21 protein-coding genes are annotated in these 22457 nt (G+C 60.6%); 10 read left to right on the top strand and 11 right to left on the bottom strand.

What is annotated here, in order from left to right; translation table 11 throughout:
* Positions 1-37: 37 nt before the first annotated feature.
* On the bottom strand, positions 38-670 hold the full coding sequence (locus ACR3EN_RS13315; RefSeq protein ID WP_480821698.1) for a cupin domain-containing protein: 633 nt from the start codon (positions 668-670) through the stop codon (positions 38-40).
* 151 nt (positions 671-821) lie between these two features.
* Here ACR3EN_RS13315 and ACR3EN_RS13310 point away from each other — a divergent pair, with 151 nt between their 5' ends.
* From ACR3EN_RS13310 to ACR3EN_RS13300, 3 genes are all read left to right on the top strand, one after another.
* On the top strand, positions 822-1817 hold the full coding sequence (locus ACR3EN_RS13310) for a hypothetical protein (RefSeq protein WP_480870875.1): 996 nt from the start codon (positions 822-824) through the stop codon (positions 1815-1817).
* A 72-nt stretch (positions 1818-1889) separates the two neighbouring features.
* Positions 1890-3182: an O-acetylhomoserine aminocarboxypropyltransferase/cysteine synthase family protein gene (locus ACR3EN_RS13305; RefSeq protein WP_480870851.1), complete on the top strand. Its 1293-nt coding sequence runs from the start codon at positions 1890-1892 to the stop codon at positions 3180-3182.
* Between the two features lie 4 nt (positions 3183-3186).
* The gene (locus ACR3EN_RS13300) at positions 3187-3891 is read left to right on the top strand and encodes a GNAT family N-acetyltransferase (RefSeq protein WP_480870853.1); all 705 of its coding nucleotides are present in this window, start codon (positions 3187-3189) and stop codon (positions 3889-3891) included.
* A gap of 2 nt (positions 3892-3893) precedes the next feature.
* On the opposite strand, the gene ACR3EN_RS13295 is transcribed toward ACR3EN_RS13300, so the two are convergent.
* Positions 3894-4589, bottom strand: coding sequence for an SIMPL domain-containing protein (locus ACR3EN_RS13295; RefSeq protein WP_480821690.1), 696 nt, complete (start codon positions 4587-4589; stop codon positions 3894-3896).
* Positions 4590-4753: 164 nt separating this feature from the next.
* Here ACR3EN_RS13295 and ACR3EN_RS13290 point away from each other — a divergent pair, with 164 nt between their 5' ends.
* The gene (locus ACR3EN_RS13290; RefSeq protein ID WP_480821688.1) at positions 4754-6637 is read left to right on the top strand and encodes a hypothetical protein; all 1884 of its coding nucleotides are present in this window, start codon (positions 4754-4756) and stop codon (positions 6635-6637) included.
* Positions 6638-6694: 57 nt separating this feature from the next.
* Here ACR3EN_RS13290 and hppD read toward each other — a convergent pair whose 3' ends face one another.
* Complete coding sequence (hppD, locus tag ACR3EN_RS13285; RefSeq protein ID WP_480821686.1) at positions 6695-7792, bottom strand: 4-hydroxyphenylpyruvate dioxygenase; 1098 nt, start codon at positions 7790-7792, stop codon at positions 6695-6697.
* Between the two features lie 147 nt (positions 7793-7939).
* Between hppD and ACR3EN_RS13280 the strand changes: the two genes are divergently transcribed.
* Together ACR3EN_RS13280 and ACR3EN_RS13275 are read left to right on the top strand one after the other, a co-directional pair.
* Complete coding sequence (locus ACR3EN_RS13280; RefSeq protein ID WP_170669588.1) at positions 7940-8395, top strand: Lrp/AsnC family transcriptional regulator; 456 nt, start codon at positions 7940-7942, stop codon at positions 8393-8395.
* A 19-nt stretch (positions 8396-8414) separates the two neighbouring features.
* On the top strand, positions 8415-10298 hold the full coding sequence (locus tag ACR3EN_RS13275) for a monovalent cation:proton antiporter-2 (CPA2) family protein (RefSeq protein WP_480821684.1): 1884 nt from the start codon (positions 8415-8417) through the stop codon (positions 10296-10298).
* Between the two features lie 91 nt (positions 10299-10389).
* Here ACR3EN_RS13275 and cobT read toward each other — a convergent pair whose 3' ends face one another.
* Positions 10390-11400 carry a nicotinate-nucleotide--dimethylbenzimidazole phosphoribosyltransferase gene (gene cobT / locus ACR3EN_RS13270; RefSeq protein WP_480821682.1) on the bottom strand — a complete coding sequence of 337 codons (1011 nt, stop codon included), beginning with the start codon at positions 11398-11400 and terminating at the stop codon, positions 10390-10392.
* 79 nt (positions 11401-11479) lie between these two features.
* Here cobT and cobS point away from each other — a divergent pair, with 79 nt between their 5' ends.
* Complete coding sequence (gene cobS, locus ACR3EN_RS13265; protein WP_480821680.1) at positions 11480-12244, top strand: adenosylcobinamide-GDP ribazoletransferase; 765 nt, start codon at positions 11480-11482, stop codon at positions 12242-12244.
* Here cobS and ACR3EN_RS13260 read toward each other — a convergent pair.
* The 6 genes from ACR3EN_RS13260 to ACR3EN_RS13235 form a co-directional block, all read right to left on the bottom strand.
* Positions 12241-13002 (bottom strand): ion channel, encoded by a 762-nt coding sequence (locus ACR3EN_RS13260; protein ID WP_480821678.1) that lies wholly within the window; start codon positions 13000-13002, stop codon positions 12241-12243. The two genes, cobS and ACR3EN_RS13260, sit on opposite strands and share 4 nt — an antisense overlap.
* Positions 13003-13125: 123 nt before the next feature.
* Entirely contained in the window at positions 13126-13635 is a 510-nt protein-coding gene (locus ACR3EN_RS13255) for a CarD family transcriptional regulator (RefSeq protein ID WP_170572040.1), read from the bottom strand.
* Between the two features lie 285 nt (positions 13636-13920).
* On the bottom strand, positions 13921-14259 hold the full coding sequence (gene fdxA, locus ACR3EN_RS13250; protein WP_170503422.1) for a ferredoxin FdxA: 339 nt from the start codon (positions 14257-14259) through the stop codon (positions 13921-13923).
* 65 nt (positions 14260-14324) lie between these two features.
* A complete protein-coding gene (locus tag ACR3EN_RS13245) occupies positions 14325-14690 on the bottom strand; it encodes an RNA-binding S4 domain-containing protein (RefSeq protein WP_480821675.1) in 366 nt (121 codons plus the stop codon).
* Positions 14691-14696: 6 nt separating this feature from the next.
* Positions 14697-17501 (bottom strand): helicase-related protein, encoded by a 2805-nt coding sequence (locus tag ACR3EN_RS13240; protein WP_480821673.1) that lies wholly within the window; start codon positions 17499-17501, stop codon positions 14697-14699.
* Positions 17502-17522: 21 nt separating this feature from the next.
* Positions 17523-18131, bottom strand: a complete 609-nt coding sequence (locus ACR3EN_RS13235; RefSeq protein ID WP_480821671.1) for a tetratricopeptide repeat protein — start codon at positions 18129-18131, stop codon at positions 17523-17525.
* A 30-nt stretch (positions 18132-18161) separates the two neighbouring features.
* On the opposite strand from ACR3EN_RS13235, the gene ACR3EN_RS13230 reads away from it, so the two are divergent.
* The 3 genes from ACR3EN_RS13230 to ACR3EN_RS13220 all read left to right on the top strand — a co-directional run bounded on the left by ACR3EN_RS13230 (position 18162) and on the right by ACR3EN_RS13220 (position 21323).
* On the top strand, positions 18162-18452 hold the full coding sequence (locus ACR3EN_RS13230) for an SCP2 sterol-binding domain-containing protein (protein ID WP_480821669.1): 291 nt from the start codon (positions 18162-18164) through the stop codon (positions 18450-18452).
* Positions 18452-19423, top strand: a complete 972-nt coding sequence (locus ACR3EN_RS13225; protein ID WP_480821667.1) for an alpha/beta fold hydrolase — start codon at positions 18452-18454, stop codon at positions 19421-19423. The genes ACR3EN_RS13230 and ACR3EN_RS13225 overlap by 1 nt, the downstream gene beginning before the upstream one ends.
* 79 nt (positions 19424-19502) lie before the next feature.
* Positions 19503-21323, top strand: a complete 1821-nt coding sequence (locus tag ACR3EN_RS13220; protein WP_480821665.1) for a M3 family oligoendopeptidase — start codon at positions 19503-19505, stop codon at positions 21321-21323.
* Between the two features lie 67 nt (positions 21324-21390).
* On the opposite strand, the gene ACR3EN_RS13215 is transcribed toward ACR3EN_RS13220, so the two are convergent.
* Positions 21391-22440: a cytochrome-c peroxidase gene (locus ACR3EN_RS13215; protein WP_480821663.1), complete on the bottom strand. Its 1050-nt coding sequence runs from the start codon at positions 22438-22440 to the stop codon at positions 21391-21393.
* Positions 22441-22457 lie beyond the last annotated feature (17 nt).

The raw sequence follows: 22457 nt of genomic DNA, 5'->3' as shown, positions 1-22457 counted from the left end.
TCAATGCGAATTGCTTAGTTTCGCAGCACGAGCCGCGTCAGACCATCCCGGCGAGATGGCCGGATTTGATCCAAACCCGCGCCCCGCCTTCGCCCGCTACGGCGACCGAGCGGGTTCCCGGCGGCAGGCGTAGCCAGTCCCAAGTTGCGAACTCCTCGCCCGTTTCGGCAAAGCTGCCTTCGATCACAAACACCTCAAGCCCCTTGCTGGCGTCCAGCTTAACGCGCTCGCCTGCGGCCCAGCTTTGCACCTGAACATCCTCATGGGCGTCTTTGAACAAATCGATATTCCCCACACCGTTGACCGATCGGCGCACCTCAGTTCGGTCATCGGGATCGAATTGATGCAGCTTGACCAGAATCGTCGCGCCTTCGCTGGCCGAGGGCGTGTGTGACGAGGTCGGCGGATTGCGTACATAGCTCCCCACTGGGAAATCACCGGTCTCGTCCTGAAAGACTCCGTCCAGCACCAGATACTCTTCGCCGCCATCATGGGTATGGGCGGAAAAGGCGCTGCCGGGGGCAAACCGCACGATGGTCGTGGCGCGCGCCACCTCGGCCCCGATCCGATCCAGCATTTTGCGCTCGACCCCCGCTGCGGGAGAGGCGACCCAATCGGTATCGTTGAAATGAACGGCAACCCGCTGACTGAAATCTGCATTGACGCGCATCGAAATCCTCCTGCGTTGCTGCCCTATAACATGGGACCGGGAAACCGGTTTTCAAACCAGTGGTGTTTGAGGTTTTGACGCCCCTCACAGCTTGTTGTACTTCCGGTTGAGGCAGATGCCGAATTCCGGCCCGATCAGAAAGCGCGACAAGATGCAGGCAAGCCCGGCTACATTCAACATCCTTATCATCGGGCAAAACAACCGGCTGCAATACGAAGCGCTTTTGTTCGCCGCCTCCCTGCGTCACAGCGCCCCCGGCTTTCAGGGTCGGCTGTTCGTCGGCGTTCCGCAGCCCGGTCCGCTTTGGCCACAGAACCCGGCCATTCAGGACGCCGAGGTCTTGCAGGCGCTGCAGCATCTCGGGGCCGAAATCCTGCCCTTTGAATCACACACCTTTGGCGCAAGCTATCCCCATGGCAACAAAATCGAAGCCCTGTTGGCGATGCCCGAAGGCGAGCCGTTTATCTTCTTCGACAGCGATACGCTGATCACCGGAGAGCTGACGGATGTCCCATTTGATTTTGACCGGCCCGGCGCATCGCTTCGCGTTGACGGGACATGGCCGAAACCTACGCTCTATGGTCCCGGCCATGAGGGCATCTGGCGCGCGCTCTACGACCGGTTCGGGCTGGATTTCGAAAGTTCCCTCGACCTCAGCCAACCTGCGGGCCATTGGCGGCGGTATCTGTATTTCAACGCGGGGTATTTCTTCTACAAATGCCCCCGTCAGTTCGGCGAACGGTTTCTGGACTATGCCCGCACCATCCGGGACGAAGACATCCCCGAGCTGACAGGACAGAGCCTCGCCCCCTGGCTGGATCAGGTCGCCCTGCCGCTGGTCATCCACTCATTCGGCGGCGGACGCGATGCCTTGCCCGAGGGCCTGCTGGATGGCGCAGTCAGCTGCCATTACCGCCTGTTCCCGCTGCTCTATGCCCGGGAAAGCGACCATGTAGTAGAGGTACTGGAGACCATTGTCGCGCCGAACAAGATCAAGAAAGTGCTCAAAGGCTATGACCCGCTGAAGAAACTGGTGATCCAGCGCAAAGGTACAAAGATCCGGGCGCTGTTCGACCGGGACAACCTGCCCGCGCGCGAACAGGTCATTCGCAAGACGATCAAATCCGAGGGGCTTTGGCTACGGTGACGCGGGCGTTGTACGTGGCGGATCAATGTCCTAGAGATTCATCAACACATATTCCAACAGGAGATTTCCAAGATGTCTGACGGCCCCACCTACGGTTTCGACACGCTGCAAATTCACGCCGGGGCCCGCCCCGACCCTGCGACGGGCGCGCGCCAGACGCCGATCTACCAGACCACAGCTTATGTGTTCCGCGACGCCGAACACGCCGCCGCGTTGTTCAACCTGCAGGAAGTGGGTTTCATCTATTCCCGCCTGACCAACCCGACGGTTGCCGTTCTGCAGGAACGTGTGGCGACGCTTGAGGGCGGCGTTGGCGCGGTCTGCTGTTCCTCGGGCCACGCGGCGCAGATCATGGCGCTGTTCCCGCTTATGGGACCGGGATGCAACGTGGTGGCCTCGACCCGTCTGTATGGCGGCACGGTCACGCAGTTCAGCCAGACGATCAAGCGCTTTGGGTGGTCGGCCAAGTTTGTCGACACCGATGATCTGGACGCCGTCAGGGACGCCATCGACGAAAACACCCGCGCGGTGTTCTGTGAATCCATCGCCAACCCGGGCGGTTATGTCACCGATATCCGTGCGCTGGCGGATGTGGCCGACGCAGCAGGCATTCCGCTGATCGTCGACAACACCTCGGCCACGCCCTACCTGTGTCGCCCGATTGAACACGGTGCGACTCTGGTCGTGCATTCGACCACCAAATACCTGACCGGCAACGGCACGGTCACCGGCGGCTGCATCGTCGATTCGGGCAAGTTCGATTGGTCTGCGAATGACAAGTTCCCCTCGCTCAGTGAACCGGAACCGGCCTATCACGGCTTGAAATTCCATGAGACCTTCGGCCCGCTGGCTTTCACCTTCCACGGCATTGCCATCGGTCTGCGCGATCTGGGTATGACGATGAACCCGCAGGCCGCGCATTATACGCTGATGGGGATCGAAACCCTGTCCCTGCGGATGGAGCGTCACGTAGAGAACGCCCAAAAGATCGCGGCATGGCTCGAAACGGATGACCGCGTCGACTACGTGACCTACGCGGGTCTGCCCTCGTCGCCCTATCACGACCGGGTCAAGGCGCAGTATCCGCGCGGGGCTGGTGCGCTGTTCACCTTTGCGGTCAAGGGTGGCTATGACGCCTGCGTCAAGCTGGTCAACGCGTTGGAGATTTTCAGCCACGTGGCCAACCTTGGCGATGCGCGTTCGCTGATCATCCACTCGGCCTCGACCACGCACCGGCAGTTGACGCCCGAGCAGCAGGAAGCGGCGGGTGCTGGCCCCGGCGTGGTGCGCGTGTCCATCGGGATCGAAGATGCGGACGATCTGATCGCGGATCTCGATCAGGCCCTCGCCAAGGCCAGCGCCTGATCCGATGGCCGGGCACGACACCAACGATCTGGGTCAACCTATCGGCTTGCCGGTCACGGGCGCGTTCCCGCGCCCCACACCGCCTTATACGCCGATGGTTGGCCGGTTCTGTTCAGTCGTACCCCTGGATGTGAACAGACATGCGCCCGGCCTGTACCGGGCGTTTGCCAATGACGCGGACGGCCGCAACTGGACCTACCTACCCTACGGTCCGTTCGAGACCGAGGCCGAATTCATCGCTTGGGCACAGGCCAATTGCATGGATGCCGATCCGATGTTTCACACCGTTCTGGATGCGGACGAGACGCCTGTCGGCATGGCCTCCTATTTGCGCGTCGAGCCTGCGGCTGGCGCAGTCGAGGTCGGCCACATCCACTTTTCACCGCTTTTGCAGCGCAAGCCGCAATCGACCGAGGTGATGTTCCTTATGATGCAGCGTGTGTTCGATGAATTGGGCTATCGCCGCTATGAATGGAAATGCGATGCGTTGAACGCACCGTCGCGTCGGGCCGCCGAACGGCTGGGCTTCACCTTCGAGGGCGTTTTCCGGCAGGCGACCCACTACAAGGGACGCAATCGCGATACGGCCTGGTATTCGATCCTAGACAACGAATGGCCGCGTATCCGGGATGCCTTTCAGGCATGGCTGTCGCCCGACAACTTCGATGAAACGGGCCAGCAACGCGAACCGCTGCAAGCCCGCGCCTGAGGTTATTCGGCGATCGCGAACTCCATCGCGATATTGACCGACACCGAGACCTCTCCACCTGCAACCGGAACGCCACCGGCATCTGACATCGCCATCTCGCGCATCTGAGCCACCGGACGCACGCCGCCGCCGTGGTCGTTGATCGAGATCACCGGCCCCAGCGTGATCCCAGCCGCCTGCGCCAGTTGTTCCGCCTTGGCGGTGGCATCCGCAACGGCCTTGGCCCGCGCCTCGGCCTCAAGCGGTTTGGGGTCCTGCACACTAAAGCTCAGGCCGCCGAAATCATTGGCCCCGTCCTTGATCACCGCGTCCATGATCTGACCTAGCCGATCCAGGTCACGCACCCGCACCAAGACCCGGTTGGACGCCGTAAAGCCGGTGATCTCGGGCGGCTGGTTTCCGGAACTGTTTCGGCCCGACCAGACCGGGGACAGCGAAAGATCGCGGGTCTGCACATCGCGCGCCTCAAGCCCCATCTCATCCAGCCGCTTGAGAATTAGCGCCACCGCGTCCGAGGTCGCCTGCATCGCAACCGATGCCTGCGCATCCTGGTTCGTCACCCCCAATGTGATGGTCGCCATGTCAGGCGCAACAAGGCTGGTTCCGGTGCCGCTGACCGAGATGCGACGTTCTTCCGCATGGGCCGGCATGGCCGCCACGGCTGCGGTCATCGCAGCCAGAAAAGCAAGTGTCTTCAAGGTGATCCCTCCCATTGACTTGACCTCAAGATGGGTGCTGCACGCGGCACACGGCAAGAGGGTAACGCGCGTTTTTCTTTCCCTCGGCGGGTTCCTGCTCTATTCTCGGACGGCAAACATACAAGCGTTTGCATTAAAGCTGACAATTATGGTTCATCCGGATTATGAAACCCGCCTTCGCGCTGTCATTTTCTGAAAACGGCATTTCCCTGCATCACCAGTCGGATGGCGATTGGTATTGTATCGGGACAGCCGCGCTGGATGCACCGGACCTTCATGAACAAATCCAGTCAATGCGCGATCAGGGATTCGCGCTGGAAAATGATCTGAGCTGCAAGCTGATCCTGCCATCCGATCAGGTGCGGCTGCTGACCGCCGACACAGGCGATCTGAATGCTGATGAGGCTGCTCAGAAGATCGAAGACACGCTCGCCGCAGCCACGCCCTATGACCTGGCCGAATTGGCATACGCAACCGAACCGGGCGATGGCGAAACCCGCATCGCGGCGGTCGCCCGGCAGACGCTGCACGAGGCCAGCGCATTCGCGACCGACCACGGCTTTGTGCCCGAGGCCTTCTGGCTTAGCGCAACCGGTAGCGATCGATTGGATGAACCTTTCTTTGAGCTGCCCGTAACGCCGGATGAACCAGCCGCGATCGTGCGCCCTGCCACAGTGCCAGAGGATCCACCGGACGATATTCCGGTGCACCCGATCGCCGAAGCGCCTCGGGCGCCTGCATTCGAACCAGCCTCTGCCGCCGCGCCTGCCCCTGTGCGATCCGGGCTTGAGCCGAAACGCTTTGTTGTCCCGGCGATTGCTGCCTCGGTGGTGATCGGCATGCTGCTTGGGATCTGGTCTTTCAACAGCTCGGATTCGGGCGACGTTGAACTGGCCCAGCCGGTTGAACCAGAGGTGCAGCCAGAACCAGAAACCGCACTGCCAGACCCCGTGCCCGCCGACACCGCGCTTGCAAACCTTCCACCCGCGCCGGAACCGGTCGAGGATCAACCCGCACTGACGGCAACGGACGCCGCGATCCTAGAAGCGTTGAAGGTCGAGCCGGAAGTTGTTGAAGATCTTGCCGAACCTCTGGCTGACTCAGCGTCGTTTCATCCGTTCACGGGCACCGCACCGGTCGATCCTTCGGATTTGGACGCGCCACCCGCCCCGGTGTTGGACGATCTGTATCTGACCTCGGTTGATCGGGCGAACCTTTCGACAGATATCGTCGCCTTGCCGCCGCATGCCAGCCTGGAAACTGATGAACCCTTCGCACCGCTTGCTCTGCCCGGACAGGCGGGCCAGCGGTTCGAACTCGACGCGCGAGGCCTCGTGGCTCCAAGCGCCGATGGCACGCTGAACCCGGCAGGTGTGATGGTGTATCTCGGCCGCCCCTCATCCGTTCCCCCCGAGCCGCCGACCCGATTTGAAACCGAGCCGGTGGTTGTCGAAAACGTTGATGAGAGGCTTGCAACCTTCCGCCCGCGCCCGCGGCCCGAGAATCTGGTGGATCAGTTCGAGAGGCAACAACTCGGCGGACGGTCGCGGCAAGAGCTTGCCTCCGTCCGGCCCCGGCTGCGCCCCGAGGCGTTGCAGGTCGAACCCGTTGTGGATGAAACCCCTACTGCACTGGCAGTCGTACGTGTTCCCCGCCCCAAAACACGCCCTTCCGCCATCGCCGCGCGTGGCGCGCAGCCTTCGGCCTCTGGCAGCGCGTCGCTGGGTTCAACGGCAAATGTGACCAGTAATGCCGAAGAGCCTGGTTCTTTCCAGGCCAAAGCAGTGCAACCCAAAATCCCCTCAAGCGCCTCGGTTGCGCGACAGGCCACCATCGACAACGCGATCAACCTGCGCAAGTTGAACCTGATCGGCGTGTATGGCACACCTGCCAATCGTCGCGCGCTGGTGCGGTTGCCAAGCGGACGTTACAAAAAACTAAAAGTCGGGGACCGCATCGACGGAGGCAACGTCGTTGCCATTGGCGATAGTGAACTGCGCTATCAAAAGCGCGGCAAGAACGTCACCCTCAAATTGCCGCGCGGATAAAAGAAAAGCGCCGTATCGGGCAGATACGGCGCTTTGAAGTTTTGGTCATTCCACCGGTCAGGCTGCCGAGATTTCACCCGATTCAATCTGCTCACGCTCGATGGATTCGAACAGGGCTTTGAAATTGCCTTCGCCAAACCCGTCATCGCCCTTGCGCTGGATGAACTCGAAGAAGATCGGACCGATTACGGTTTTCGAGAAAATCTGCAGCAGAATCTTGGTCTCACCCCCATCAACAACGCCTTCACCGTCGATCAGGATGCCGTGCTTCATCATGCGTTCCTTAGGCTCGTCATGGCCCGTGACGCGGTCATAGGACATATCATAGTAGGCCTCGTTCGGGCCGGGCATGAACTTCAGGCCTTTCTCGGCAATCGCGTCGGTCGAACTGTAGATGTCGTCGCTGCCCACGGCGATGTGCTGGATACCTTCGCCTTTGTATTTCTTCAGGTACGACACGATCTGCCCGGTCTCGCCCCGGTCTTCGTTGATCGGAATACGGATGCGACCACAAGGCGAGGTCAGCGCACGGCTGTAGAGCCCGGTAAACTTGCCCTGAATGTCGAAGAACCGGATTTCACGGAAGTTGAACAGGTCGCCGTAGAACTTGAACCACTTGTCCATGTTGCCTTTGAACACGTTATGGGTCAGGTGATCGAGGTAATAGAACCCGTCGCCGCGCGGTTTGGACTGCTTGAGCCACTCGAATTCCTCATTATACGGCGAGGTGTCATAATACTGATCGATAAAATAGATCAGCGAGCCGCCGATACCCTTGATTGCAGGCACATCCAGGGTCTTGTCGGCCCCGTCATAGGGCTCGGCCCCTTTGGAAATCGCGTGCTCATAGGCCTTCTGCGCGTCCACCACGCGCCAACCCATCGAAGGGGCGCAGGGGCCATGCTCGGCCACGAATTTGGCTGCAAAGCTGTCAGGATCGGCATTCAGGATATATGTCACATCGCCCTGCTGCCACAGCTCGACCGTGGGAGAGTTGCGGTGATAACCGACATAGTCGAACCCCATACGCGCAAACAGATCGCGCAGCTCCTGCGGCTCGGGATGGGCGAATTCGACAAACTCAAAGCCGTCGGTCCCGGCGGGATTCTCATCGCTGATGACAGATTTCGGGGCATTGTGCGGGAAAGGACCCATGGCGCGTCTCCTCGGAAAACAGGAATTTCTTTGCTGATTCAAAAATACGCCTTAACGTGCGCTGTTTCTGCGCGTTGTTTTCGTGTAACCTGAGTTGAAACGCGGACTATCCGCACAGATTGAGCGAAAAACGGAGAATCGCCGCATATGCTGGACGCGACCGACACGCGATTGTTGTCAGCTTTGCAGAAGGATGCACACCTGACGGCGCATCAGCTGGGCGAGATGCTGAACCTGTCCGCCAGCCAGGCAGGTCGCCGCCGACAGCGGCTTGAGGCCGAGGGGTACATCACCGGATACACCGCCCGGCTGGACCCCCTGAAACTGGGCCTGCAGGTCCAGGGCTTCATACAGGTGCATCTGGGCACCCACGGCCCCGACCAATCCGCCAGTTTTGCCCGTATGGTGAACACCCGCCCCGAGATCAGCAGCGCCTGGACGATGACCGGAGAGGCAGATTACCTTCTTCACGTTTATTGTGACGACCTTTCAGCACTCAACAGCTTGCTTCACGAAGTGATCCTGCCGCATCCTGCAGTGGCACGGGTGCAAAGCCAGATCGTGATGGACCAATTGAAACGCGACGCGCCGCTCCCGACCTGAGCGGATTTAAGAGGGCAAAATGAACGAGTTCCTTTATCAGGCATCAATTTATCTGGCAGCCGCAGTCATAGCAGTGCCCCTGTCAGCCCGACTGGGGTTGGGATCGGTGCTGGGTTATCTGGCCGCAGGTATCGCGATCGGCCCCGTTCTCGGGCTGGTTGGCGCGGAAACAGAAAGCCTGCAGCACGTGGCTGAATTCGGCGTGGTGATGATGCTGTTTCTCATCGGGCTCGAACTTGAACCCCGCGCCCTGTGGGACATGCGCGACAAGCTTTTGGGCCTTGGCGGGTTGCAGGTCGGCCTGTCGACTGCCGCCATCGCGGCGGTGGCGTTTTATACCGGGCAGCCGTGGTCAGTGGCGCTGGCAGTTGGTTTGACGTTGTCTTTGTCCTCAACGGCGATCGTATTGCAGACATTGTCCGAAAAAGGACTGATGCAAACGAACGGAGGGCGCGCGACCTTCTCGGTTTTGTTGACACAGGACATCGCGGTGATCCCGATCCTTGCCTTCCTGCCCTTGCTGGCCCTCCCTGCAAGCATTCATATCGAGGATGACGGCTCGATCCAGCGGGCCCATGACGCAGCCCATGGCGCGGATCATCATGCCACGCTGTCGCTGGTCGAGGGGCTGCCCGGATGGGCCGTCACGCTGGTCACGATCGGGGCGGTCGCGTTCGTGGTGCTGGCCGGCATATATCTGACCCGACCCCTGTTCCGTTTCATCCACGCCACTCGCCTGCGCGAGATGTATACCGCGCTGGCGCTGATGATCGTGGTCGGTATCTCGTTCCTGATGACACTGGTGGGGCTGTCCCCCGCCCTCGGCGCATTTCTCGCGGGCGTGGTTCTGGCCAGCTCGGAATTTCGGCATGAAATGGAAAGCGATCTTGAGCCGTTCAAGGGCCTGCTGCTTGGCCTGTTCTTCATCACCGTGGGCGCTGGGATCGATGTGGGCTACTTCTTCGCCGACCCGTTTGACCTGATCGGGCTGGCGCTGCTGGTCATTCTGGCCAAGGGGATCATCCTGTTCCTCGTCGGCCGCGCCTTCAAACTGCGCGGGCGCGATCACTGGCTGTTTACGCTGGGGCTGGCGCAGGCAGGTGAGTTCGGATTTGTCCTGTTGGCATTCTCGACACAGCAAAACGTCATCCCTCCGGCCCTGTCGCAGAAACTGCTGATGATCATCGCGCTCACCATGCTGATCACGCCGCTGCTGTTCATCCTCTACGACGTGCTCTCGCGCTATATCGGAGATCATAAACCACAGGTCGAGCCCGACATGATCGACGAAAAAGGCCCCGTCATCATCGCCGGGATCGGCCGCTTTGGGCAGATCGTCAACCGGCTGGTGCAGGCCAGCGGGTTTAAAACGGTGGTTCTGGACCACGATATCGAGACCATCCAGCTGATGCGCCGCTTCGGGGTCAAGGGGTTCCTCGGTGATCCCACCCGTCCCGAACTGCTGCGCGCCGCCGGGATCGAAAAAGCCTCGGTTCTGGTTGCGGCCATGGATGACTACAAACAGGTCACCCGACTGGTCGGCTATGCCCGCCGCCAACGCCCCGACCTGCACATCATCGCTCGCGCCCGCGACCGCACCCATGTCTACGAGCTGTATCAGGCCGGAGCCAATGACATCGTCCGCGAAATGTTCGACGGGTCCCTGCGCGCCGGTCGCTATGTTCTGGAAAACATCGGCCTCAGCGAATACGAGGCCGCGCAAGCCGAACAAACCTTCTATCACCACGACCGGACATCGGTCCGGGAACTGGCCGAACTGTGGATACCCGGCATGCCCACCGCCGAGAACAAGAAATACATCGAACGCGCACAGCAGCTTGAGAAAGACCTGGAAACGGCCCTGTTGGAACTGGCCGAGGAACACGCAAAGAAATCGGCCTGACCCTACAAAACCGATCCCGCCAGCTTCATCTGGCTAAAAATATCCCGGGGGAGTCGCCACAGGCGACGGGGCAGAGCCCCCGCCCCCAACGTCAGCCGTCTGAAACTCCGGCCTCGGCAAAGGTGGCCATACCCGAATGACAGGCAACGGCACTTTTCAGAATATTGATCGCCAACGCCCCGCCAGAACCTTCGCCCAGCCGCAGCCCAAGGCTCAGTAACGGCTCTTTGCCCAGCTTGTCCAACATGGCTGCATGCGCACCCTCAGCGCTTTGGTGGCCTGCAACGGTGTGGTCCAGCGCCGCATCCGACAGCTGCGCCAGACACGCTGCCGCTGCGGTGCAAATAAACCCGTCCAGAATGACCGGAATGCGCAGAACGCGCGCGGCGGCGATTGCCCCCGCCATGGCGGCAATCTCGCGCCCTCCCAGACAGCGCAGAACCTCCAGGCCATCTTTGCGCCCATGCAGGGCAACGCCATCGGCCACAACGCGGGTCTTGTTGACCAGCCCTGCATCATCCACCCCAGTGCCACGCCCGGTCCAGTCGGCGGCATCCCCGCCAAACAACGCGCAGGCGATGGCGGCGGCGGGGGTGGTGTTGCCGATCCCCATCTCTCCGACCACCAGCAGATCGGCTTGGTGGTCAACCGCCTGCCAGCCTATACGCAGGGCGCTCAACAACTCGTCTTCGCTCATCGCGGGGCCTTGGGTGAAATCTCCGGTGGGTCGATCAAGCTCCAGCGCGTGCACATCCATCTTCGCGCCCGCGGCCTTGGCCAGCTGGTTGATCGCCGCGCCGCCATGTTCGAAATTCATCACCATCTGCACCGTCACCTCGGGGGGAAAGGCTGACACACCCTGCGCCGTCACCCCATGGTTGCCCGCAAACACAATGACCTGAGGCGCATTGATCTGAGGCCGCGCATCCCCGCGCCAGCCCGCGTACCAGATCGCCAGATCCTCAAGCCGCCCCAACGCGCCCGGAGGTTTGGTCAATTGGCCATTCCGCTCTTCAGCGCCCTGTATGGCGGATGTATCCGGGCCAGGTGCACCGGTCAGCGCATCGCGGAAACTATTGAGGTCAGTGAGTTCGGGCAGCATGGAAAGCCTCGTTGCATCAGAGTGGTCCTGTGTGTTTAACCATTGCTGGCAAAGCAACAAGACCCTGAAAGGCCTGGGAGTGACCAAAAACGACACCACCCCGTTTTCCCTGTGGGATATCCCGCTGGCTCTGGTTCTGTTGACCCGCCTACCTTTGCCCGGCCTGCCTGAGGAGGCCTTTGCCCGCCAGTCGCGTGCGGCGTGGGCCTATCCGCTGGCCGGGCTGGTTGTCGGAGCGCTGGCCTGCGGGGTCGCGTGGATTTCAATCTGGGCGCAGTTGCCGACCCTTGCCACCGCCACCTTGCTGGTCGCCGGGCTGATCGTCGCGACCGGAGCGATGCATGAAGACGGGCTGGCCGATACAGCCGACGGGCTCTGGGGCGGGTTCACGACCGAACGCCGCCTGGAGATCATGAAAGACAGCCATATCGGCACCTACGGGGTTCTGGCCCTGCTGTTGTCCCAAATGCTTCGCGTCGCGGCGATCATGGCCCTGATCGGCGCAGGCCTGCTGACCGGAGTTCTGGCCGCCTGCCTGTTTTCCCGCGCCCTGATGCCCGTGCTGATGCGCGCCCTGCCGAATGCGCGGCGCGCGGGGCTCAGCCATTCGGTCGGCGCTCCACCGCTGCCCTCGGTGCTGGCGGGTCTTGGACTGGCCACCCTGCTGTCTCTGCTGCTGTTGGGCGGATCGGCCATCGCCCCCATGCTGTGCGCCCTGCTGGGAGCTGCGATCGTCGCCCGGCTTGCCAAGGTCAAGATCGGTGGCCAGACCGGGGATATTCTGGGGGCCACACAACAGGTCTCGGAAATTGCCTTCCTTCTGGCGCTGACCGCATCGCTCTAGGCCACGCCGCCGGTCTCGATCCGCAGCGTTTCACCGCAATGCTTACAATGTACCGCGTCCGGATCGTGCCGAAACAGCCCACAGCTTGGGCATTTGTAACGCACTTTCTGCGGCATGAAGATCGCCTGCGCCAGACGCACGAACAGCGCCACGCCTACCACCATGATAAAGACGGAAAACAGCTTGCCCGCAGGCGTTGTCAGCGTGATGTCCCCGAACCCCGTCGTCGTCAGCGTCGCCATGGTGAAATACAGCGCATCGATATAGGGTGTCTGCGCATCCTCGGGGACAAAGAACACCAGCACGGCGGTTGAGGTCGCGAAGACAAAGACCATCAGATTGATCGCCGCAATCACCGCATCCTCATGTGTACGAAAGAACGGGCTGTCGCGGCGCAGATCGCGCAGCAGGTGATAGGAATGGATCAGACGCAGCGCCCGCAAAATCCGCAGAAAGGCCAGATTTCCAGTCAGAAACGGATCAAGGATCAGCGACACAATCACCACGATATCGGCCAGCGTATAAATCTGCCGCAGCAGCTTCCAGCGATCCTTGGAAATCCACATCCGGGCCGAGAAATCCAGCAGGATGATCAACCCCACCCCGATACTCGCCACCGTTAGCCCCGGTCCATGCGGGATGTTTGCGGTGGCGACAAAGAAGATGATCGAGGCGATGTCGAACAGGATCAGGCCATAGCGGAACCAGACCGATACCGGCTCGTGGCTGATATAGAGGAACTTTACAGTTTGCTTCATCGTGGCCCCGTATCCTCCTGCGGTAGCAGGAAAATACCCGACAAGCACCGCCGGACCAAGCGGTCGACCACGAAAAAGGCCGCCCCGGATACCGGAACGACCCTTACCATTGCGTAATCGCGATCAGGCAGCGCGTGAGGTCAGGACTTCGTCCACCTGTTTGGCTGCCGAAATCTCATCCGCGCCGGACACGGCGGCCACTTCGCGGGTCAGACGCTCAAGCGCGGCCTCATAAAGCTGACGCTCGGAATAGCTCTGTTCGCGCTGGTCATCGGTGCGGTGCAGGTCACGGACCACTTCGGCAATCGAAATCAGATCGCCCGAGTTGATTTTCTGTTCATATTCCTGCGCCCGGCGCGACCACATGGCACGCTTGACCTTCGCCTTGCCCTTCAGCGTTTTCATGGCCTGAGAAATGACATCCGGCGAACTGAGCGAACGCAGACCGGATTCGGTCACCTTGTTGGTCGGCACGCGCAGGGTCATCTTGTCCTTCTCAAAGGAGATCACAAACAGCTCAAGCGAGAACCCCGCGACGTCCTGTTCCTCGATCGAGATGATCTGCCCCACGCCATGGGCGGGATAGACGACATAATCGTTCGGGCGGAACTCAAGCTTTTTGGACTTCGACATTCAGATACATCCTTCGTTGCGAGACCGGGACATGAGACGACAAAAACACCCCAGCCGAGGCCACAAACGGCCCCGTCAGGCGGCTTTTTTGTCATAAAATCAGAACTCCAAAGCGAGCATACTTACGGAGCACATCCCAATCACAGTCATCATTCGGGATTGAGTATATCACAAAATTGCGACACTCAAAAGGCCGACCTGCATTCAAGCCGGTAAAGTATTTTTATTTCAGAGCCTTACCGCGTGGATCAATTGTCATTTCGACGATTTTGACCGCCGAATCGCTCAACCACCCTCGCCCGGCGCTTCCGAGAAATACTTCTCCATCTTGCCTTCTTCGCCGTCGCGTTCTTCAGCCTCGGGCAAGGGATCTTTCTTGGTCACGATCACAGGCCATTGTTCTGAGAATTTGCGGTTGAATTCGACCCATTGTTCCATACCCGGTTCAGTATCCGGGCGAATGGCGTCGGCGGGACATTCGGGTTCGCAGACGCCGCAGTCGATGCATTCGTCGGGGTGAATGACCAGGGCGTTTTCACCTTCATAAAAACAATCCACCGGGCAAACCTCGACGCAGTCGGTGTATTTGCAGGCAATGCAGTTTTCGGTGACAACATAGGTCATTTTGGATTTCCCGTTTGCGCTTTGGCGATTAGCTAATTCAGTCTGCGCGCCTCTTCAAGAGAAGATCACCCCTTTGGGGTGCGAGAAAGGTCAAGCGCACGCCGTTCTTTCTTGGTTGGACGACCTTTCCCCTCAAATCCCGGATTTTTGGGCGGTGCGTCCCGTTTTTCGGTCATATCAAAGTACAGAGCCTGCGCCTCTGGTGCCGGGCCGCGCCGCTCACCCAGGGCTTCGATCCGGACGACGCGGACGATCCGGCCCTGCGGAAAGGTCAGAACGTCCCCGGGGGCCACGGCTTGCGCCGGTTTCAGCACCCGGTTCCCGTTCAGCCTGACATGGCCGCCGCTGACCTGTTTGGCGGCCAGGCTGCGGGTCTTGAAGAACCGCGCCTGCCACAACCATTTGTCAATCCGCAGCTTGGCCTCGGCCATCGGCTTTTAGTTGCCGTCCTTCAGACCCATCAGCGCGGCGGCAAACGGGTTGTCGGGATCGATGGCCTTTTCCTTCTTCGGAGGGCGCGACGAGAAGGACTTGGCACCCTGAGGTTTGCCGCCCTTCTTACCCTGCGGTTTGCCCTGAGGTTTCCCGCGCGGTTTGCCTTTGCCCTGCCCTTGTTCACGACGCGGACCACGGTTTGGCTGGCGTTGGCGACCCCATGTGAAGGTGTAGAAGACTTCGACCTCGGGTTCATCCGATGCGGGTTCTGCGACAGGAGCCTCGGCTGCCGCCTCGGTGCTTTCGGTGGCCTCGGCTGACGCCTCGGCGGTCGCGCTCACCTCCTCGGTCGCAACCGCGTCTGCCGGGGTCTCCTCGGCGGCAGGTTGCTCGGGTGCTTCTGCGGCAGGCTGTTCTGCAGGCGCTGCCTTGACCTTTTCGCGCTCACCGCGCTCGGCCTTATAGCCCAGCCCCTGCATCAAGTCAGCGAACTGTTCCAGCGTCATACCAGTGATCGAGAGCATATCGGCCCTGGCCTCGAATCCGCCCCGGCTGTCCTCGGCGCGCAGCATGTCGGCCAGACGTTCCAGCATGTCGATACGGATGGACCGCTCGCCCGCGTCGCGGTAGCCGCACATGGTGTCATAGCCCTGCGGCGCATCCTTGGCGACGGGCACGGTGACCAGACCCGGAGGCGGTGCTTCGGGGAATTCCTGCAGACCGCTGGTCAGCGCCCACAGCACCAGACGCAGGCGCGTCGGCGCGGGTTTCAGCAGCAGTGGCATGAAGATGGTGAACTGGCCAAACCGGATGCCGTGCTTGCGCAACGCGCCGCGGGCGTCCTGATCCAGATCCTTGACCTCTTGCGCGACCTGCGTGCGGGGCAGCACGCCCAGCGCCTCGACCATGCGGAAAGCAAAGCCCTTGGCCAAACCGGTCAGTTCCTCGTCGCGCGACAGGTTCAACAGCGGCTCGAACAGAGCAGCAACCTTGCGGTCGATGAAATGCTGTAGACGGCGCTGTACTTTCTGTTCGACGTCCGGGCCTGCGGCTTCGTCCACAAACACCTCGACAACCGGTTTCAGAGGCTCAGAGCCTGCAACCAGCTTGCCGACGGCATATTCGCCCCACATCAGGCCGCCCTGATCAGTGAAATCAATTTCGGTATCAGGCGCGTTATAGAAGCGGTCGGCACGCAGATGGAATTGCGGTGCGAGTGCTTGCAAAGACGCGGATTTCAAAGCTTTCGCCTCGGTCCCCTGCGCGGCTTTGTCCGGAATGAACCGGAACCCTTCCAGACGACCGACGAATTCGCCTTCGACGGTCACTTCACCCTTGTCATTTACTTCGGCCAAAAGGGCCTCCTTCTGTTTGAGCCGGCGCAGCAACACGGATGTGCGCCGGTCCACAAATCGTTGGGTCAAACGGTCATGCAGAGCGTCCGACAGCCTGTCTTCTACAGTGCGCGTTTCCGCGCGCCAATGGGATTCGTCACGCACCCAGCCATTTCGCTGCGCAACATATGTCCAGGTGCGAATATATGCCAACCTTTTGGAGAGCGCATCAATATCTCCGTCTGATCGGTCGATCCGGCGGATTTGCCGCGCCATGAAGTCGTCGGGGATGGACCCGCGTTCGTGTAGGTGGCCATAGATCACCTCAAGCAAGCTGGCGTGTTCAGCGTGGCTGATGCCTCGGAAATCGGGGATTCGGCACACATCCCACAGCAACCGGACCGATTGCGGGTCGCTCGCGCGGGCCATCACCTCGGTCACTTGCGAGAGCGATTTCAACACGTTCAGGTCGTCGGCAGGTCGCGCCTTGAGCAGATGTTCGCTATCGGGGCTGACCTCAAGCGATGTAATCAGCGCCTCGATCGAGCCAAATCGCAAAGCGGCATTCCGCCAGTTCAGCTTTTTCATCGGCGTAAAGCGGCTGTCCATGATCGCCTGAGCCACGCCTTCGTCCAGCGGAGGGGCCTCTCCGGTCACACCAAAAGTGCCATCGGACATACCACGCCCGGCGCGCCCGGCGATCTGAGCCAATTCGTTAGGAGCCAAGGGCCGCATCCGCCGACCGTCGAATTTGGTCAGGGACGAGAACGCCACGTGGTTCACATCCAGATTGAGCCCCATGCCAATGGCGTCGGTGGCGACCAGATAGTCGACCTCGCCATTCTGATACAAATCCACCTGCGCGTTCCGGGTCCTGGGGCTGAGCGCACCCATGACCACCGCCGCCCCGCCCTTTTGGCGACGTAGAAGTTCGGCAATGGCGTAAACGTTATCGACCGAGAATCCGACGATCGCACTGCGCGCGGGCATCCGGCTGATCTTCCTGGAGCCCGAATAGACCAGCTGCGACATACGCTCACGCCGGACGAACTGCGCCTCTGGCACCAGCGCCGCAATAGTACCGCGCATGGTGTCGGACCCGAGAAACAGCGTCTCATGCGTACCGCGGGCGCGCAGCAGCCGGTCGGTAAAGACATGGCCGCGTTCGGGGTCGGCGCACAGCTGGATTTCATCAATGGCGACGAAATCGGCCCCCATGCCTTCGGGCATCGCCTCGACCGTGCAGACCCAGTATTGCGTGCGCGGCGGCACGATGCGTTCTTCGCCCGTTACCAGCGCCACGACGGACGGTCCGCGAATGGCAACGATCTTGTCATAGACCTCGCGCGCCAGCAGTCGCAGCGGCAGACCGATGACGCCGGTCCGATAGCCCAGCATACGTTCGATTGCGTAATGGGTTTTGCCTGTGTTGGTCGGGCCAAGTACGGCCACTACCCGGGATGACCCGCTCACCTTTGCCCCCTGATCCGGAACCTAAAGGGCCTTGCCTTCAACCCGAGGCTTCAGCCGATTCACGGCATTGGTTACTTCTTCGTGATGGGGATGTATAGCCAGCGCGCGCGAATAGGCATCAAGCGCCTGTTCCGGCTTGTCCACGATCTCGAAGATCAGGCCGAGACCATAGATCGCCTCGTAGTGGTTGGGGTTGAGTGTCAAAGTGTGCTCGAGATCCGCCGCTGCCATGCCGAAACGATCGATGCTGAAGAACGCAGAGGCGCGCACGTGCCAGCCCTCGGCGAAGCCCGGGGCGTGATCGGTCAGCGCGGTCAGGTGATCAATCGCAGCCTCGACATCGCCATCGTCCAAAGCCTCGCGGCCGCGTTCCAGCAGCAGGTCGGCCGAGGCCGAGCCCGACTGCGACCACAACGCCTGCAACTGGCGGTCCAAACTGACCGCCTGCTCGGGCGTGGACTGCGCCAGTTGCTGCAACAGCGCGGCCTCGTCCCGCAAATCCGCCTGTTGCGCGGTGCCGGTGGTGGAAAACATGACTATCGCAGCAAGTGCCGCAACGGTACCTTTGAGATTGGTGATTGCAATGCCCATAACAATGGTCAGTGTAGCGTAGCGACCGGGGATGTCCATTCACGGCGCACTAACAAAATGAGGAAGACCATGAGCGACACTTTGGAAAAGGCCGCAGCGGCATTGAATGAGAAACTGTCGGGCGGTGATTTCGACGCGTCAGCCAAATTTGCAATCGCCGATCTGGGCGCTATCGTTCTGGATGCAAGCGGCGCGCGCGTCAGCGATGACGACGCCGATGTGACGCTCAGCGCCGATGCCGATACGTTCGAGCAAATCCTCAGCGGCGACCTGAACCCCACCGGGGCTTTCATGTCCGGCAAGCTGAGCGTGGATGGAGATATGGGTGTCGCCATGAAACTTGCCTCGGTACTGGCCTGATGGAATACTCGCCGGCCCCCCTGTTCGAAGACGTGGCCGGCGGACCTGCCGGTGGGACGGCGCATTGGCTGACCACCGAAGACGGCAAACGCATCCGCGTTGGGCATTGGCGCCCCGACGGCGATGCGCGGGGCACAGTGATGCTGTTCCCCGGCCGCACGGAATATATCGAGAAATACGGCAACGCAGCGGGTGAGTTCGTCAGCCGCGGCTTTGCCAGCCTGTCTGTCGACTGGCGCGGACAGGGTCTTGCGGACCGTTTGCTGCCGGACCCGCGCATTGGCCACGTCGAGAAATTTACCGATTTTCAGCATGATGTACGTGCCACTCTGGCGTTGGCCGGGGAGTTGAATTTGCCCAAACCATGGTACGTGATCGGCCATTCCATGGGTGGGGCCATCGGTATGCGCGCCGTGCTGGAAGGGGCAGATTTTGCCGCCTGCGCCTTTACCGGGCCGATGTGGGGCATTTTCTTTACGCCGATCATGAAACCGCTCAGCCAGTTGACCGCCTATTGGGGGCCGCGTCTGGGGCTTGGCGAAAAAACACCGCCGACAACATCACTGGAAAGCTATGTCGTCTCGCAGCCCTTTGAAGGGAATGTCCTGACCCGCGACCCAGCGATGTACCAGATGATGCGGGACCAGTTGGCCGCACATCCCGAACTGGCCCTTGGCGCGCCTTCAACAATCTGGCTGCGCGAGGCACTGGACGAATGCGCCTGGTTGATGGAGCAGACCGCGCCCGACATCCCGGCCCTGACCTTCCTTGGCAGCCACGAACAGATCGTGGACCGCAAGGCCATCCGCGCCCGCATGGCGAACTGGCCCAGCGGCACTCTGGTCGAAATCCCGGACGGCGAACACGAAGTGTTGATGGAAGCCCCCGAGGTGCGCGGCCCTGTCTTTGATCAACTGGCCACCCATTTCTCGGCGGCCAAGGCCGACCCCAAGCCCGAGCCTTGCGTGTAAGGCCCGCCCGGACAGGCTGCTTGTGATCCGCGCGCGTCAGGCCTAAATGTTTGCCAACGCAGTTTATTCGAGGTGACCCATGCGCGACCTTCCCTTTCCCGTTCGTGACGCAAATGCTGGCGGTGGCGCCGATGATCTGGGCAACCTGCCGGAATGGGATCTGACGGATCTCTATACCTCGGAAGACGCACCGGAACTGTCCCGCGATCTGGACTGGCTTGAGGGTGAATGCGCCTCTTTCGCCGCGGATTACGAGGGCAAGCTGGCCGAACTGGATGCCGCTGGCCTGCTGACCTGCGTGCTGCGCAACGAGAAGATCAACGCCATCGCCGGGCGGATCATGTCCTTTGCCGGGCTGCGCTACTACCAGCTGACCACCGACGCGGACCGCGCCAAGTTCCTGTCGGACATGCAGGAGAAGATCACCGTCTTCACCACCCCGCTGGTGTTCTTCACACTGGAAATCAACCGCTTGGACGATGATGCGTTGAAGGCGCATTTCGACGCCAACGCCGATCTGGCGCGCTACGAACCCGTCTTCCGCCGCATCCGCGCAATGAAGCCCTATCAACTGTCGGACGAGTTGGAAAAGTTCCTGCATGACCTCGGCGTTGTCGGCGACGCGTGGGAGCGTCTGTTCGACGAGACCATCGCAGGTCTGACTTTCACCGTCGATGGCGACGAGCTGAACATCGAAGGCACGCTGAACCTGCTGACCGAGCAGGACCGCACCAAACGCGAGGCTGCCGCGCGCGAACTGGCAAGCGTTTTCCAAAGCAACATCAAGACCTTCGCGCGCGTTCATAATACGCAAGCCAAGGAAAAAGAGATCGTCGACCGCTGGCGCAACATGCCGACCGCGCAAACCGGCCGCCACCTGTCAAACGATGTCGAACCCGAGGTGGTTGAGGCCCTGCGCGAGGCGGTCGTGGCCGCCTACCCCAAACTCAGCCATCGGTACTATGAGCTGAAGCGCAAATGGCTGGGGCTGGACGTGATGCAGGTCTGGGACCGCAACGCGCCCTTGCCGATGGAAGACACCCGCATCGTCGGTTGGGACGAGGCCGAGAAAACCGTGATGGATGCCTATAACGCCTTTGATCCGCGTATGGGTGAGATTGCCTCGCCCTTCTTCTCCAAAGGTTGGATCGATGCAGCAGTCAAACCCGGCAAAGCTCCCGGTGCGTTTGCGCATCCGACCGTCACGGACGTACACCCCTATGTGATGCTCAATTATCTGGGCAAACCGCGCGATGTGATGACGCTGGCGCATGAGCTGGGCCACGGCGTGCATCAGGTGCTGGCCGCCGATCAGGGTGAGATGCTGTCCTCAACCCCGCTGACACTGGCCGAGACGGCCTCGGTCTTCGGTGAAATGCTGACTTTCCGCAAGATGCTGGATCAGGCCGAAACCCCGGAACAGCGCAAGGTGCTGCTGGCAGGCAAGGTCGAGGATATGATCAACACGGTCGTCCGCCAGATCGCCTTCTACGATTTCGAATGCAAACTCCACGCCGCCCGCCGCGAGGGTGAGCTGACCCCGGATGACATCAACGCCCTTTGGATGAGCGTTCAGGCCGAAAGCCTTGGGCCGGCATTCGAGTTCATGGAGGGTTATGAGACCTTCTGGGCCTATATCCCACACTTCGTCCACTCGCCCTTCTACGTCTACGCCTATGCCTTTGGCGATGGCCTCGTAAACGCGCTCTATTCGGTCTATGAAAGCGGTGCGGAAGGGTTTGAAGACAAGTATTTCGAGATGCTGCGCGCCGGAGGGTCCAAGCACCACAAGGAATTGCTGGCCCCGTTCGGACTGGACGCCAGCGACCCGGAGTTCTGGGACAAGGGCCTGTCGATGATCTCGGGCTTCATTGATGAACTGGAAGCGATGGAAAGCTAAAGCGCGCATACGCTCTGGCAATGAAAGAACGGGCTGGTGATCCAGCCCGTTTGTGTTTTGAGCTTTGTTAACCGTCTGACACGACCTCACCCGACGGACGTGGCGTGGTGGCCGTTTCTGCAGGCAGGATCGGATATGTGACCTCGGGCACGGTGCCTGTCAGGCTTTCCAGGAAAGCGACCAGTTCCGTGACACTTTGCGCGTCCAATTCCTCACCCAGCTGGGATTCGGCCATGATCTCAACGGCGACGGACAAATCCCACACCTTGCCGGAATGAAAATAGGGCGCAGTCACCGCGATGTTTCGCAGCGGAGAAGCGCGGAACACATATTCATCGTCCACCGTTTCGGTCACTGCAAACCGACCCTTGTCACCCGCTGGCAGGATATCCGCGCCGGGTTTCTCGATCAGGCCGAACGGGTAGTATCCGCTGCCCCCAAGGTTGATGCCCGAATGACAGGAAGAGCAGCCAAGATCCATGAACTTCTCAAGCCCTGCAAGCTGCTGTTGGGTCATCGCACCATCGTCGCCGTTCAACCAGGCATCGAATGGCGCGGGCGTGATCAGCGTCGCCTCATAAGCCTCGATTGCTTTTGCGAAATTGTCGAATGTCACCGGCTCTGCCTCACCTTCAAAGGCTGCGCCGAACCAATCAACATATTGGGGCATGGAATTCAGCGTCGCCAGCACATTTTGCGGAGTGTTGGCCATTTCAACACCCGCCTGAACCGGTCCCTTGGCCTGTTCGGCAAGGTCTGCAGCGCGGCCATCCCAGAATTGCGCCTCATTAAAGACCGAGTTCAGAACCGTGGGCGCGTTCCGTGGCCCCCGCTGCCAGCCATGGCCAATCGAGGTTTCAAGGTTGTCATCCCCGCCGGTTGCCAGATTGTGGCACGAGTTACAGGAAAACACGCCCGAGGCCGACATGCGCGGATCGAAGAACAACGCTTTGCCCAGGTCGATCTTTTCTTCTGTAATGGGATTGTCCTTTACCGAAGGAACGGTCGAAGGAAGCGGTTTGAAAATCTCAAGCGCATTTTCCCGCAAGCTCTGTGCCCCAGCGATCTGAGCGACCGAGACAAGAAGTGCACTCGTCAGTGTCAGTGTTCTGAACATTTTTTTCTCCTAAAACG

The sequence above is a fragment of the Ruegeria sp. G7 genome (assembly GCF_056535465.1).
Note: the sequence above shows the minus strand (reverse complement) of the source record. Positions and strands in the feature narration are given on the sequence as shown.